The organism is Flavobacterium chungangense LMG 26729 (genome assembly GCF_000735715.2).
Lineage (GTDB): Bacteria > Bacteroidota > Bacteroidia > Flavobacteriales > Flavobacteriaceae > Flavobacterium > Flavobacterium chungangense.
This window is the reverse complement of record NZ_JASY01000016.1, coordinates 39,098-55,290: the sequence shown is the minus strand read 5'-3', so window position 1 is coordinate 55,290 and position 16,193 is coordinate 39,098. Positions and strand designations below refer to the sequence as shown.

Sequence of the window (16,193 nt, the reverse complement as noted above, 5' to 3'; positions counted from 1 at the left end):
TTACAAAATGAAATATAAAATAATAATAATAGCAGGATTGATTGTTTCTAGTCTATTCAGTTCTTGTCAACAATTTGAAGATGATTATTTAGATGCTGAGGCACCATCAACAACAGATGAAGCTTTGCTTTTTTCTAATGCAGGACTTGCTAAGGGAGCTATCGATGGAATAAAAGTTCCATTTGGTGAAACTAATTCATACAGAGGACGTTTTTTACCATATTATGGATTAAATACGGATGTTGAATGGCACAATACTTCTCAAACAGATGGCGATAAAGCTGATTTGTGTGTTTATGATGCTAAACCGGCTAATTCGGAGATGAATACAACTAATAATGCGTATGCAATGATGTATCAGGGTATAGAACGTGCTAATATTTGTATCAGAGGTTTGCGTAAATACGGAAATCCTTTACCGGGTACAGAGCTTGGACAATTGTTAGGAGAAGCGTTAACGTTAAGAGCTATTTACTATGCTGATTTAGTAAAAACATGGGGAGATGTTCCTTACCGTTTTGAGCCTATTACTCCGGAAACTTTGTATTTAGCTAAAACAAATAGAGATGAAATTTATAAACAATTAATTGCAGATTTGGGCGAGGCATCAACATTGGTTGCATGGCCTAATGAAACAGCTTATACCAGTACTGTAGAACACGTAAATAAAGCTTTTGTAAAAGCATTTAGAGCTCGTTTAGCAATGGCAGCAAGTGGTTATCAGCAATATCCTGGTAATTTTGGTGGTGTTAGAAGAAGTACAGATCCGGATCTTTCAGTTGATAAAATGTATGCATTGGCATTAAAAGAATGTCGCGAGGTTATTGCAAATGGATCAGCAAAATTGGAGACAACTTTTGAAGGATTATGGAAAAAATACAATCAGGAAGTTATTACTGCTGGTGGTGAATCTCTTTGGGAAATTCCTTTTGCTGATGGTAGAGGTAGAATGTTGTTTACTTTTGCTGTTCGTCACACTTCTGCTAGCGACCAATTTCAGGCTAACGGAGCCAATCGTGGTGGTGTTGCTGGTCCATTGCCTTTCGTATTTTATGATTATGATCAGGCTGATACGCGTAGAGATGTGACTTGTGTTCCTTATAAATATGGAACGGCAGTAAATAACATTGCTAAACAAGAGTTGAACACTTTGGATACATGGTATTTTGGTAAATACCGTTATGAATGGATGACACGTAGAGTTACTTCTACTAATGATGATGGTGTTAATAAAATATATATGCGTTATGCTGAAGTGCTTTTAATTGCTGCTGAAGCTGCCAATGAATTAGAAGGACCTGCTGCTGCTGCTTCATATTTGAAAGAAATTAGAAGAAGAGCTTTCCCTGCTGCTGCGCAAGCTGTAAAAGTTGATGCTTATGTAAATGCTTTAACAGATAAACAATCAATGTTTAATGCTATTGTTGACGAAAATAAATATGAATTTACTGGAGAAATGGAGCGTAAACAATCATTGATTCGTTGGAATCTGCTTAAAGTGAAATTGGATGAGGCAAAAGCAAAAATGACCGATTTAAAAGCTCGTACTGGATCATATGCTGATGTTCCATCTACTTTGTACTATAAGTATGCAGCAGATAATGTATCATTAATTATATATGGTTTGAACCGTGGAGAAAATGTAAGCCCAGGAGCAGATTACACTGCTGCAACATGGACTAAACTAGAAGATACTAAAATTGCTTCTCTTTATAAAGCAGGAGTTAATCCTGATCTTAGACAGTTTTGGCCAATTTGGCAAGTGTTTATCGAGACTAGTAATAATATGTTAGTTAACGATTATGGATACGGAAGTAATTAAAGTTAATTAGAAAAATATTAATCATTATGAAAGTAAAATATACAATAAAAGGTCTGGTTGCTGCTTTTTTATTATTAACACTTGCAGTAAGTTGTGATAGTTACAATGAAGCCATAGCAGACGGAGTTGGGAATACAAGGGAATTTTCTCCGGTTGCACTTAAGGCAACGGTAAGAAATCAAACTACTGTTGAATTAAATTGGACTGCAAATGAAGTAGTAGATCATTATGTGATTGAATTTAGTGCAGACGATCCTAATTTTGGTACCATTGCTAAAACTGTTGAAGTTACCGGAGCTCAATTACCAGTGCAGGTTGCTTTAGAAGGTGAAACACTTTATTCTATAAGAGTGAAAGCTGTAACAACGGGGTTGGAAGATTCTAAATGGACTGTGACAACTGCTACTACATTATCAGAAGAATCATTTTTACCATTTCAGGATGGTGATATTCAGGCAAAAAAGGTTACTTTAAGATGGACTCCAGGGATTAATGTAACTAACATAGTTTTAACTCCTGGTGACATAACGCATGTAATTACAGCTCAGGAAAAAGCTGTAGGTATCGCAACTATTGAAGGATTAACTGCAGAAGTAAATTATCAGGCAACTTTATATAACGGTGCCAAGAAAAGAGGAGCTAAAACTTTCCAAACGGCTTATGATTTAGCTGCAGGAGCAATTTTGCTTACTACTTCAGATGATATTAAAGCTATTATTGAAGCTGGTGGTTATACTGAATATGTATTTGAACCCGGTGATTATACCTCTCAGGGGGTAAATATTACTCTTCCGGCTGGAGCTGCTACTTTACGTGGTTTAAGAAGTTATGATAAACCAAAATTAAATGTTGCTTTTATACTTCCGTCAGGGTCTTCTAATGTGAGTTTGATTGATCTGGATTTATCTGGTAATACTAATACAGCTGCTCTTAAGCCTCAGCTTGTTGATTATACAGGTTCTTCAACTTATGGCAACTTGTTGATTAATGGTTGTACAATTCATGGTTATGATAAAACATTAGTAGGAGCGGCTACAGCTGTAAACGCTAAGATTGAATCAATAACAGTTGAAAATTCTATTGTAACAAATGTTGGTATTGCAGGTGCAACAGGAGATTTTATTGATTTTAGAACATCTTATGTTGGATTAATTGCTTTAAAAACTAGTACTTTTAATAATTGTGCGACCGTAAGAGCTTTCATTCGTGAAGATGCTGGTGCAGGATCTGGTACTGGTACAGGTCTTACATCAAATATTTTAATTGATAGTTGTACTTTGTATGGTGTTACCAATACAATTGCTGCAAGTGGTTATAATATTATTTATGTTCGTTTTGCGTCAAATGCCACTACAATACGTAATTGTATTTTTGCTGAAACTGTTGCTAGATTTACTAATAACTCTGCAACTGTTGCTCCAACATATTTAAATAATAACTATTATAATGCAGCTACGCTTAATTCTGCAAATGTAACAGGTACGGCTTTAAATCCAGGTTTTACTAATGCGTCTGCTGGTGACTTTACAATTAGTAATCAAACCTTAAAAGATAATAAAGTAGGAGATCCACGTTGGATTAAATAAAAAACTTATTTGTTAATTATAAAAGGCATGCTGAATTTAAACATTTTTGCATGCCTTTTTTAGTAGAAGATATATTATTAAGAAAACTTAATTTGAATGAAATGAGAATAAAGATAATTCGTTGGATTAGTTAGGTTATTAATGACATCCAACGAATTCTAAAAATAAAGATTAAAATTAAAATTTTACTAACCAATTAATACCACTTATGAAAACAAAACTACGATTACTCTTTTTTACGATATTGCTTTCAGTATCGTTTACTCATGCCCAAAAAACTGATGTTTGGGATTTTGGAGGTGTCGCCATGACAGATACTAATTTGTATAATAATATGCTTACACCGACTGTTATCAATAGTAATTTTTATGCATTTACTACTCCAGCTGCTCCAGGTGCTGCTAATACGAGTAATGTATTGACACATGGCGGAGTTGCTGGGAATACTAATGCTTTCGATTTGACAGGCGGACTTACTTTTAGACCTAATACAAATGACAGACTTTATGTTAATACTCCGACTACTATTACTCGCTATGGAGACAATAATCTTGGCGTAAGCGGAACAGCTTATACTTCTCGAATTTTTTGCAATGGAAATGCTAGTACAACGGTTCGTTTTTTTACAATGGCTTTGAATGAGGATGATGAGGTAACTTTTGTGGCTAGAGTTGACAATGCGGCTGCTAATTTAAACATTGTTAATACTACAACTAATGCGCAAACAGAAAATATTCCGCTTACTACAAGTACTTCAGCCGTTACCGAAGCTAAGTTTATGGCAAAAGCAGCAGGTTCATTCAAAATTTCTTGTTTTGATAATGCAACAGCCAGAGCGAGTTATTACAGAATTTTAAGAAAACCAGCGAGCTATTCAACCGTTACAGGAACTATGGATGAAACAGCAGCAGCAGGTATCCCGGCCGTATATTCGGTTCGATTTACCTATCCAAATGGTAAGACCAAAGATGCCCTTGTTACATCAGGTACTTATTCAGTTTCGTTGCCAATTGGATATACCTATAAAATGAGTTTAGTAGGTGCTAATGGCTATATTATTGGTAGCGGAGAAAACATGACTGTTACTGCTGCTGCAACTACTCAAAATATTACCGTTGTTAAAGTAGATTTGCACACTGTTTCAGGTAATATAACAGGATTAAGTGCTTCTGATTTAACAAAAGTAGGTTTGAACTATGTTACAACTGGTAAAACTTATGTTCCAGTACCTGTAATAAATACTACAACGGGTGCTTATACTGTAGATTTGGAAGCTAATACAATTTATACTATTAGTGCAACAGGGGTAAATGATTCTGAGATTTTAGCAAATACCATTTCAGTAACTAGTTCAACAACTTCAAATGTTGCCTTTACAGCTAAGCCTTTGTATAATGTTGCAATAAACACTACAGGATTGAATGCTACACAAATTGGATTATTGAGTCTTAAATTTACAAACTTGAATGAAGCTGGATATGTGTATAATTTTGCTCCTAATACTGCTGTTTCACTACGTTCAGGAACTTATAGTATTGATTATTCAGGCTTAGATAATCATCAAGTAGAATTGGGTTTAACTTCAAATTTAAAAATTGCCGGAGCATCTAATTCTAAAACTTTAGCGTTTAAACCCGCTACGATTTGGTCTTTTGACGACAGAGTTATAACCAATGCTTCTACAGGGTACAAAGGAATTTTATTTGGAGGGACAGCAAATTCTTTTGCAAGTCGTTCTCCTCAGGCAGATTTAACAGCCAAAACGGGTGGAACAATGCAAATACCAGTAAAAGTTGGAGATAAAATAACAGTTTCGCATTATTTTGCAGCTAATTTTTCTATTGATGGAGGAACAGCAATTGTAAATACATCAGGAAGTACTGCCAATGTTGTTAATACTGAATATACCTATCCAGGGTCGGCAGACGGTTTTGTTACCATAACACTTTTAGGTACTGCATTGACTTCTTATTTTACAGAAATAAAAATAGGAGGTAGCATTACTTATACTTCTCCAATTACAGTTGGTGTTGGAAAAAATTATGCAACTATTAATGACGCATTAACAGCCGCTGGTAAAATGGTTCGTCCGAGTAACGAAAGAGTAATTATTGTAGTAGATCCTGGAAATTATGAAGAAATGTTAGATATAACAATTCCAAACATTACCATTAAAAATGCTTCGGCCGCACCTAGTATTGCTTTGGCTAATAAAGGGGTTGATATTGCCCCACAAGCTGTACGTATCACTTCTTACTATGGTTTAGGGTATGATTATTATAGTATGAAAAATAATCAAAAATGGGATGCCGACATTTTGAGAGTAAACAAAGACAATGGATCGCAACCTTATGCCAATGTTAGTGGAACCACCAATAACTCTTATTGGAATGCTACACTTATTGTAAGCGCCAACGGTTTTGAAGCTGAAAATATCATTATCGAAAACTCATTCAATCAATATATTTCTGCCAAAGAAGCCAATGATGTTTTGGTAGAAGTGGTAGGTTTAACCAAAGGTACAAGACCAACAAATTATGGAAACACATCTGTTCAAAACAGATCTTTTGTAGAAAGAGCTGCTGCAATTGCAATCAAAAACGCAATTGATAAAACAGTTTTAAACAATTGTAGAGTAGTGGGGCGTCAAGATAGTTTTTTTGGTGGTACTACTGCTAGAGTTGTGGTTTACAAAGGTGTTATGATGGGGGCGGTAGATTATATATTCGGAGGAATGAATGCCACTTTCTATAAAACTCAATTAGCAATGAATGTAAGTGATACTGCTGGTGATGCTTCTTACATAACGGCGCCACAACAGTCTACAGGAAGAGGTTTTCTTTTTTATGAATGTACAGTAACTTCTGCAATACCTAGTACAGAAACAGCATCAGTTTATCGTGCTAAACCAGGTTTCTTCGGTCGTCCTTGGGCAGCTAATACATCAGAAGCTGTTTTTTACAACACCACTATTGAAACTTCGGATTATCCAGGAAATATAGATGAATCTTTAATAACACCTATTGCTTGGAATAGTTCTTTGTCTGGTACTTCGCCTAAAATGTATGAGTATGGTACGATCGAAAATTCAGGTGTCAATAATCAGGCTGTTCGTGCCTCTTGGGCTACTACATTGTCTTCGCCAACTTTATCAGATAATACCGCCATTACAACTTTTAATTTTACAAAAGGAAGCGATAATTGGGATCCTTTACCACAATTAATTGCTAATGAAAGTTTAGGCGTTAAAGATAATATGCCAACTTCGGCAGTTCAGATATCGGGCTATAAAAACAGAATTGCAATTTCAAATGTAAAATCAGAAACGGCTGTGGCTGTTTACAGTATTACAGGAGCTAAGGTAAAAACATTCAAAACAACTCAGGATGTTGATTTTGAATTTCAAAACGGAGTCTGGATTGTAGTAATTAAAGCAGCAGATGGTCAAAAATCTATGAAAGTTATTACACATTAATTTCAAGTTTCAATTTATTTAAAGCATGCCTATTATTTTAGGCATGCTTTTTTTGTTTTAGGTTTATTCTTTTCCTGCCAGGATGTATGAAATGGATTGTATAATAAAAATTTTAAAATAAACACATATTTTTTTACATTTTAATGAAAAAATATTAACTTAGATAATCGATTACAATTGTGATTATTAAACTATTAAAACCATAAATTATGAAAAGAAAATTACTTTATTTAACTGCTGTTTTGCTTTTTTCAGTAGGATCTATTAATGCACAAACTACAACTTGGAATTTTAGCGACAATACTGTTAGTGGTACCGTTACAGTTGCAAGTCCAGCGTTTCCTACTGCAGGGGTTCTTACAAGCGCTTCGGGTAGTACTGCAGGAACTTCACCAAATACTATAAACGTTGGTGGTTTGAATTTATATGGACATACTGCTGTTGGTGCTTCAGCTTTTGCTGCTATATCAGGGAATAGCCAAACTTTTTCTGATGGATATGTTGGTGCAAATAGAGCAAGTACTGGAGGTTCAAGTGCAGCGGCAACAGGGACTTTTTTACCTACTATTCGTTATTTTTCTTTCAATGTAAGTGGTCCATGTACAGTTAAAGCTTGGATAAAACATACAACAGCGATACCTACTAATGGTACAGCACCTACAACACGTACTCTTTATGTGTCAGATGGAGCGGCTCTTTATGGAAGCGGTTCAGTTACTAATGACGTAACTGCTAATTTATCTAATGTAGTTACCGTTAATGTTACAAATTCTGGTTTGGTTTATATTTATGGGGATAGTTCTTTTGCAGTTTATAAGATTGAAGTTTCTGGAGCAACACTTTCAACTAATAATTTTCAAGCAGATTCTAAAGTAACTATATTTGGTGTAGATGGAAAAATCAATGTTGCAAATGTCACTGAAGCTGCTAAAGTTAGTGTGTATAGCGTAACAGGTGCATTGGTTAAATCTACTGAAACTACTGAAGATGTAAGTTTATCTGTTAATAGTGGTGTATATATTGTAAAAGCAGAATCTGAAGAAGGTACAAAAACAGTAAAAGTTTTAGTGAAATAAGCTAAACTATAATATTAAAAGGGAATATTCGGAAAACGAATATTCCCTTTTTTTGTAGAATACAGATAGCTAATTTGTTTATAGATTTGCTATAAGGTTGATTGTTTTTATTTGAAATTGTAATTTTAGAAAAAAATATAGATGAGTAATAACAAAAAACTTAAAGCCACAGCCTTCGGAGAAATTCTTTGGGATGTCTTTGATAACGAAAAAAAGATTGGAGGAGCTCCTTTAAATGTTGCTTTGCGTATGAAAAGTCTGGGGTGTGAGGTCGCTGTCATAAGCAGTGTGGGAAATGATGAAGATGGAGTTGCTATTCTTAATGAAGTAAAAAAATTAGGGGTGGGGACGGATTTAATATTGCAATCGGAAACGTTTCCAACAGGTTTGGTAAACGTAACTCTCGATAAAAAGGGCTCTGCAACTTATGATATTCATTACCCGGCAGCCTGGGATAAAATTGAAATAAACGATTTGGGTCAAAATTTGGTAAACAATTCAGATGTTTTAATTTACGGAAGTTTGGTTTGCAGGGATGAAGTATCCCGAAAATCTTTAGAATCATTATTGCAACATGAAATTTATAAAGTATTTGATGTTAATTTAAGAAAGCCACATTATTCATATGAAATTCTTGAAAGATTAATGATGTCTGCCAATTTTATCAAATTCAATGATGATGAAATTCTTGAAATTGCTACAGCTTTGCAGTCTCCTTTTACAACACTCGAAGATAATATTGAGTTTATATCTTCCAGAACAAATACATCGTCTATTTGTGTAACAAAAGGAAAAGATGGAGCTTTGTTGTTATGGGAAGGGAAATTGTATAAAAACGACGGTTATTTGGTTCAGGTTTCCGATACAGTAGGCGCAGGAGATTCATTTTTAGCATCATTAATAACTTCTTTGCTTACAGGAAAACTACCTGAGGACTCTATTGATTTTGCTTGTGCTGTTGGGGCATTAGTTGCTGCATCGCCTGGCGCAAATCCGGTTATTTCTTTTGGTGAAATTGAAAAATTGATTTCAGGAAAGTAATAATTGATGTAAAATTAAATCCCGCTATCTAATCAGTTTAAAACAATTCCAGTTGATTGTTTTGATGAATAGGCTTGTTTTTAGGAGATTTAGCATCTCCAAAAACAGTTCTTCCGCCATATTGGTGCGATTCGTCTCTTTCTCTTTGAATCAGTGCATCAAAATTGGAATTGGGCGTAAAACTTTCTTCAGCCTTTCTTGAGATTTCGGACAATTTTTGAATCGCTTGTATTTTATCGCTATTGCCTATTTTAGCACGATTAATAGCTCTTTGCAAAGTATCAATTGTTTCATCGTATATTTTTACCGGAACAGGAAACGGATGTCCGTCTTTTCCACCGTGGGCGAATGAAAAACGTGCCGGATCTTCAAATCGGGTAGGAGTGCCGTAAATGATTTCACTAACCAATGCTAATGATTGTAAAGCTCTTGGTCCCATTCCTTTTAAAAGCAGCAGTTCTTCAAAATCTTCGGGCTTGTTTTCATGTGTTGTCCAGAGCATTGCGCCAAGTCTTTTCATGTTTACATCTTCCATTCTTACATCATGATGTGCAGGCATAGAAAGGTACTGCATCTCTTTCATAATTTTTGTTGGAGATTCTTTCGATAATTCCAGGATGCCTTCTCTGGATTTTGTCGCTGCATGAGCGGTAAGATTTAAGATAGTACCTTGATTTTCGCCATAAATAAAAGTGTGCGGTTCATTTATAAAAGATTTTAAATCTTGCGAATGCCAATGATATCGTCTCGCTGTTTTAGATTTGGGATTCATTCCCTGTTGAATAACGGTCCATTGCCCTTTATTGTCAACAATAAAATTATGCTGGTACAATTGAAATCCGTCCTGAATAGCGGTATTGTCAACTTTGGCGGTAAGTCTGCTGCAATTCGCAAGATTATTACCGTCAAGACCTGTTTTTTCACCAACAGATAAAAGCTCCTGTGGTGTTAACATGGAATGTTTGCCTTTGCCGCCACAAATGTATATACCTAATTCTCTCGAATGTGGGTTTACAGACTTTTTTAAGGCTCCAAGCACTGAAGTTGTAATTCCGGATGAATGCCAGTCCATTCCCATCACAGCTCCAAAACTTTGAAACCAAAACGGATTGCTTAATTTGCTTATTACTTCAGAACTAGAAAATTCCATAGCAATCGTTTCTACAATTGCAAAACCAAGTTTAGACATTCGTTCGGCAAGCCATAATGGAACATGTCCATAATGTAAGGGAAGATCTGCTGTGCCTGAACGTTTCATTTAGTGATATTTGTATCTGTACAAAAATAAATAAAATACTTTTAAATGCCGGTAAGGCCGAAAAGTTGTTCCAATTTAGAACTTTATTGCTGCTCTTCTAAATTGTCTACTGCAGAAATCTGATCCAGGATATTGGTTTGGTTAGGTGAAATATAGTTTTTTACTTCGCTGGGGGTTTCTTTCTTAAAAAGAATATCTAAGGCATTGTATAGTTTTAATAAAACATCCTTGTCTTCTTTAGCAATTTCTAAAGCCGTATTAAAATTAAAAACATAATTATTCGAATTGCGTACTTCTACTTTTATCGTTTTTGATGTGATTTTAAATTTGACTATATCCATGTTGTTATAAGTTTGCCTGTTTTAACGATATTAGCTCCATTATTTTGTACTTTTTAAATAATCAAAGAAAATATTGTTCTTTATAATAGTGTAAAATTAGCTTTTAATAGAATTAATTCCAATAAAAAAAACTTAATCAATTGATGTGTAATAAATAGTTTTTGATGCAATTTTAAATTTGACTGTATTGATTTATAATTATGATTTTGAGTGTTTATTGTTTGGTCTTTTTTAGATACAAAAAAAAGCAACCGGTTAATAGTCACTTTTTTTTTGATTATGTTCGTGTTTGTTTTGTGGTTGCGGGCAAGGAAAGAATTTCCACGCCATCTTTGTGTTGAAATATCCGAGCCACCTGAGATGCAACTTAATACTATTTCATATTTGGTATCAATTGTTATACTATTAAAAATCGCCACCTTGCACCAATTTGTTTGCAAAAATGTGAAGGTGGAATATCATTATTATAAACTTCTTTTAATCCCTAATTCCAATCCGCGTAATTCGGCCAGACCTCTTAAGCGACCTATTGCTGAATATCCTGGATTTGTTTTTTTCTTTAAATCGTCTAACATTTGGTGTCCGTGATCAGGGCGCATCGGAATAATCCTTCCGGTTTGTTTTTCCATTTTTACAATAGATTTTACCACTTCATACATGTCAACATTTCCTTCTAAATGGTTAGCCTCGTAAAAATTACCTTCTTCATCGCGTTGTGTGCTTCTCAGGTGGATAAAATTCATTTTCTCTCCATTACGATCAATCATTCCTGACAAATCATTTTTGGCAATTACGCCATAAGACCCTGTACACATGCAAAATCCATTAGAAGGCGAATCAATAGCATTTAGTAATTGTACTAAATCAGCTTCTGTACTCACAACTCTTGGTAATCCTAAAATTGGATAAGGAGGATCGTCAGGATGAATAGCCATTTTTACCCCTACACTTTCAGCTACAGGTACAATTTCACGTAGGAAATAATATAGGTTTTCTTTTAATTTAGCAGCATCTATGCTGTCGTAACCCTGAAGTACTTTTAGGAAATCTTCAACACTATACGACTCCTCGGCACCAGGCAAACCGGCGATGATATTTTGCTGTAATTTTACTTTATCTGCATCAGATAACTTTTCAAAAGTTGCTTTCGCTTTTACTTGCTGTGCTTCAGTATAAGTGTTTTCTGCACCCGGACGTTTTAAAATAAACAATTCAAAAGCAGCAAATTCATTGATGTCAAAACGTAATGCTTTTGAACCATCCGGCATTTCGTATGACAAATCGGTTCTTGACCAGTCTAATACAGGCATGAAATTATAGCAAACGATATGAACGCCACATGATGCAAGATTTTTGATGCTTTGCTTGTAGTTTTCTATGTATTTTAAATAATCTCCCGATTGTTTTTTGATGTCTTCATGTACAGGAATACTTTCTACAACTGAAAAAGTCAATCCTGCAGCTTCAACTTCATTTTTTCGTTTCATAATTTCTTCCACTTCCCACACCTGTCCATTTTTAATGTGGTGTAAAGCAGTTACAATTCCGGTTGCACCGGCTTGTCTGGCATCAGCTAATTGTACAGGGTCATTTGGACCGTACCATCTCCATGTTTGTTCCATAATTTTATATTTTTTGTTTTAATTTAAAAATTTTTAGATTTAAGATGTAAAGAATTTCGTAAAATCGTCAATCTCATCTATTTTATCAACACAAATCTGAAATCAAAAATCGTTAGTCAAAAATCAGCAATCACTTTATTTATTAGTTATTTTACTTTTAGGACTATCAAATTTTCGATTATTTAAATACTTGAAGCTCCAAAACCTCCATCAACTTTAATTATTGTTCCCGTTACAAATTTAGACATATCGCTGCATAAGAAAAGCAATACTCCATCCAGGTCTTCAGGAATCCCAAAACGTCCCATTGGAGTATGTTCAATTATTTTAAGACCTCTTGGAGTTAGTTCACCTTCCGGAGTCAGTAATAAAGCTCTGTTTTGTTCTCCAATAAAAAATCCCGGAGCAATAGCATTTACCCGAATTCCTTCTCCATATTTAGAAGCTAATTCAACAGACATCCATTTTGTAAAGTTATCAATAGCAGCTTTTGAAGCTGAATAACCAACTACTCTTGTTAAAGGACGCTCTGCAGATGCAGATGAAATATTGATGATTATACCACTTTTTTGTTTTGCAAAAAGTTCTGAAAATACTTGGGTAGGCAAAATTGTTCCAATGATATTAAGGTCAAGTACTTTTTGTAAATGATCTTTCTTTAAATCATAAATCGCCTGATCTGGTCCAATTGTAGCTCCTGGCATATTTCCTCCGGCAGCATTGATTAAAATATCCAAACGGCCATATTTCTCAATAATACGATCTCGTATCGCTTCAAGTTCTTCCTGATTTAAAACATTTCCTTTTACAGCAAATGCTTTTCCTCCATTTTTTTCTATTTCTGCAACAGTAACTTGTGCTTCTTCAATTGATAATCCCACAATTCCTGTAGTTACCCCCTGGTTGGCTAAAACCTGAGCCATGTTGCTTCCCAATACACCTGCACCGCCTGTAATTAGCGCTATTTTTCCTTCTAGGTTAAATATCGAATTCATTTTAGTTATTTTATTTTGATTACTTACTTGTTTTATTTTTTGTATGCTAAGTACGTTTTTAGTTTTATTTTTTTGACATCTCTTTATTTTTCGTGTGCGTACACGGATTTTATTCTAAAAATGAATTGAAATATTTTTAATTCATTTTGAATAGTCATAAAAACAAATGTTTTTAAAAATGTTTTTATTTCATAATCATGCTATTATAATTTACGTGTACGCACACGTACTTTGCAAATGTATATAAAAACTTAAATAAAAAACGTAACTTTTAAATAAAAAAAATTATTTTTGGAACTCTCTTAAATTATTTAACTTAAAGCGTAAGAATATCATAACAATAAAAAAAATAGCAGAACTTGCAAATGTTTCTCCGGGAACAGTTGACAGAATCATTCACAATCGTGGACAGGTATCACAGGAGAATATTGATAAGGTAAATGCCATTATTAAAAAACATGGTTTTAAACGAAATATTTTTGCAAGTAATTTAGCCTCGAATAAAAAATCCAGAATTGCTGTTTTTTTACCAAAGCCTGAGAAATTGGAATATTGGGAAAGTCAGTTAACGGGAGTTAAAAAGGCGGGTGAAGAATTTGGAAAATTTGGTATTGAACTATATTACTTTCTGTACGACTTTGATAGTGAGTCATTTCAGGCAATGTTTTCGAAGGTATTAGATTTTGAATGTGAAGGATTGCTTTTTTCGCCTATTTTCCATGAAGAATCACTCTTATTTTTAGAACAGTATAAAAATAAAAATACACCGGTCGTAATGATTGATTCGGATATTAATAACGATATATCTCATTTTTATATTGGTCAGGATGCTTTTAAAAGTGGATATTTAGCGGGCCGGCTCATTAGTTTTGCTGTAAAAAATGAACGGAATGTGCTTATTGTTAAAATAGCAAAAGAAATTGATAGTACTTCGGTTTATTTACAGCGTATAAAAGGATTTTATACTTTTTTTGAAGAGCATTCAGAACTGATCAATTTTAATTTTTCTGAAATTACGGTTAAAGATCCTGATGTCAATCAGCTTACTTTGGAAATGTTTAAAAACATCAGCAGTATATTCATACCCAATTCACGTGCCTACATTGTAGCACAGTTTTTAGAACAGCAAAACATAAAAGGGATTAGAATAATAGGTTATGATCTTTTAAAAGAAAATATAACCTATTTGAATTCCGGTATAATTGATTTTTTAATTAATCAAAAACCGGAAGAGCAGGGCTATACGGGAATAAGTTATCTTTACAAAAAAATCATTTTGCACGAAAAAAATTTAAATCCCACTCATTTTATACCATTGGATATAATTGTAAAAGAAAATTATACTACAAGTTTAAATAAATAAGTACAACACGGAAAGCCAGGTTGTGCTGTTGCTTTAATTAGGCTTTATTAAGGCAGAGCATTATGCTTATCTTCAGTGTTGATATTTTAAACATATTTCACTTATTTGTTTTCTAACTGCGAAGGAATATTAGAAAAGATGACTTGGGATATACAATCCGATCTCGCAGGCCTGCATAACGTTAGCGCAGAATAGCATTCTGAGCCCGGAAAATAAAGCAAACTAAACATGTAAAATTGCCTCGCTCTAAAAGAGTTATTTATGAAAAGCGACTCTGGCTCTCCGAAGTTTTTCACATCAAACATTTTACAAATGTGTCCGATTTTGCATAATATTTTTAATGTCCATGTAAATTCCAAACTCCTTAAATGTCTTTAGACTTTAAATAACTCTTTTTAGGGAGTTTAGTTTTATTGAATAGGGAAGAAACAACCAATTATTCTTTTGGTCGTTTGTAATCTTTTTTTGTTATTTTTGAGAACATGTCAAACGAAACAAATTACGCCAGTCTGCCTTAATCGCAGCGGATATATCAATGTTTGTTTTGGCGTATACAAGTTGTGTGTAATATTACAAAAACGTCATGAAGAACGTTCTTCTTAAAAATAAAAATTAACTTTAAAAACAAATAAAAATGGGATTTTTAGACTCGCTAAAAGATTCACTTAAGTATCCAAGATTTTCGGAAAAATATGAAATGGGGTTTCCTGATATTAGTAGCGGTGACAAGCCTGTTATAATTCAATTCAGAGAAAATGAAGTCGAATTTAAAATACTGACAGGGTTTACATCAGTGAAAAAGATTATTAAACCAGATGACATCATAGAAGTTGGACTAAATCAAGAGTCTTACAGGTCTGCAGGAAAAGCAGCTACTGGAGCAATTATTGGAGGAATTTTGACAGGTGGAATTGGCTTATTAGCTGGTGCTGCTATCGGTGGAAAAAGAAGAAAAGAAAATCATTTGACATTAATAGTAAATAATAACGGAAATGAATGTGATATTTCTATAAAACAGAGTAAAAATATTCCAAGTTTATATTCAGAATTAAAAAGATTGTTAAACAAACAAACTACAAAACCAATTTTAAAAGAGTTAGAAAGTTCAGACAATGAAACTAAATCAAATTTAGCAAATGACTTAGAAAAGTTACATAACTTACTTGAAAAAGGAATTTTAACTCAAGAAGAGTTTAATGAACAGAAAAGAAGGATGCTCGAATAAAAATAATGATCGTTCCCGCTCCCAACGTTAGTTTTCATCAAGTGTCTACTTAAATTGTTTCCCAAAAGCAGGCATTACAAGGCGGTTAAAAATAATATTGTTCTCTGAAGAATTGTTTCGGATGAAAACCTGGGCTGTAGATAGAACATATAATGCATTGCATACTCTAATAAGGTATCAGCAAAAGGGCTGGTAAGTTTTTCACAAGTAATTTTCGCTAGTTCACTTATTGGTATGATGGTTCGTTAGCTTTTCTGAAATGAAGTGGTAAAAGTTAATTATTTCATTAAGAAGTTGTTTGAATTTTATTTTTGATATTTAGTATTCAATGATTTAGGAGTGAAGTGAAGTAAATTTTATAGAATAGGAGTGCTATTGGATAAAAATTT

General features: G+C 33.9%; 11 protein-coding genes. 7 read left to right on the top strand and 4 right to left on the bottom strand.

Features of this window, described 5'->3' with window-relative positions:
• The first annotated feature begins 7 nt into the window (after positions 1-7).
• From JE46_RS19725 to JE46_RS19705, 5 genes are all read left to right on the top strand, one after another.
• Positions 8-1,822, top strand: a complete 1,815-nt coding sequence (locus JE46_RS19725; protein WP_031457008.1) for a RagB/SusD family nutrient uptake outer membrane protein — start codon at positions 8-10, stop codon at positions 1,820-1,822.
• A gap of 26 nt (positions 1,823-1,848) precedes the next feature.
• Entirely contained in the window at positions 1,849-3,408 is a 1,560-nt protein-coding gene (locus tag JE46_RS19720) for a DUF5123 domain-containing protein (RefSeq protein ID WP_031457007.1), read from the top strand.
• A 208-nt stretch (positions 3,409-3,616) separates the two neighbouring features.
• On the top strand, positions 3,617-6,883 hold the full coding sequence (locus JE46_RS19715) for a PemB family protein (protein WP_051872951.1): 3,267 nt from the start codon (positions 3,617-3,619) through the stop codon (positions 6,881-6,883).
• A 209-nt stretch (positions 6,884-7,092) separates the two neighbouring features.
• Positions 7,093-7,959, top strand: a complete 867-nt coding sequence (locus JE46_RS19710) for a T9SS type A sorting domain-containing protein (RefSeq protein WP_031457005.1) — start codon at positions 7,093-7,095, stop codon at positions 7,957-7,959.
• A gap of 141 nt (positions 7,960-8,100) precedes the next feature.
• Positions 8,101-9,000 carry a carbohydrate kinase family protein gene (locus tag JE46_RS19705; RefSeq protein WP_031457004.1) on the top strand — a complete coding sequence of 300 codons (900 nt, stop codon included), beginning with the start codon at positions 8,101-8,103 and terminating at the stop codon, positions 8,998-9,000.
• Positions 9,001-9,037: 37 nt separating this feature from the next.
• Here JE46_RS19705 and JE46_RS19700 read toward each other — a convergent pair whose 3' ends face one another.
• The 4 genes from JE46_RS19700 to JE46_RS19680 all read right to left on the bottom strand — a co-directional run bounded on the left by JE46_RS19700 (position 9,038) and on the right by JE46_RS19680 (position 13,216).
• Positions 9,038-10,258 carry a DUF763 domain-containing protein gene (locus tag JE46_RS19700; RefSeq protein ID WP_031457003.1) on the bottom strand — a complete coding sequence of 407 codons (1,221 nt, stop codon included), beginning with the start codon at positions 10,256-10,258 and terminating at the stop codon, positions 9,038-9,040.
• A gap of 83 nt (positions 10,259-10,341) precedes the next feature.
• Positions 10,342-10,599 (bottom strand): hypothetical protein, encoded by a 258-nt coding sequence (locus JE46_RS19695; RefSeq protein WP_031457002.1) that lies wholly within the window; start codon positions 10,597-10,599, stop codon positions 10,342-10,344.
• A 464-nt stretch (positions 10,600-11,063) separates the two neighbouring features.
• On the bottom strand, positions 11,064-12,221 hold the full coding sequence (uxuA, locus tag JE46_RS19685; protein ID WP_031457000.1) for a mannonate dehydratase: 1,158 nt from the start codon (positions 12,219-12,221) through the stop codon (positions 11,064-11,066).
• Between the two features lie 182 nt (positions 12,222-12,403).
• Positions 12,404-13,216, bottom strand: a complete 813-nt coding sequence (locus tag JE46_RS19680) for an SDR family oxidoreductase (protein WP_031456999.1) — start codon at positions 13,214-13,216, stop codon at positions 12,404-12,406.
• A gap of 331 nt (positions 13,217-13,547) precedes the next feature.
• Between JE46_RS19680 and JE46_RS19675 the strand changes: the two genes are divergently transcribed.
• Together JE46_RS19675 and JE46_RS19670 are read left to right on the top strand one after the other, a co-directional pair.
• Complete coding sequence (locus JE46_RS19675; protein ID WP_031456998.1) at positions 13,548-14,579, top strand: substrate-binding domain-containing protein; 1,032 nt, start codon at positions 13,548-13,550, stop codon at positions 14,577-14,579.
• 634 nt (positions 14,580-15,213) lie between these two features.
• On the top strand, positions 15,214-15,804 hold the full coding sequence (locus tag JE46_RS19670) for an SHOCT domain-containing protein (RefSeq protein WP_051872949.1): 591 nt from the start codon (positions 15,214-15,216) through the stop codon (positions 15,802-15,804).
• Positions 15,805-16,193 lie beyond the last annotated feature (389 nt).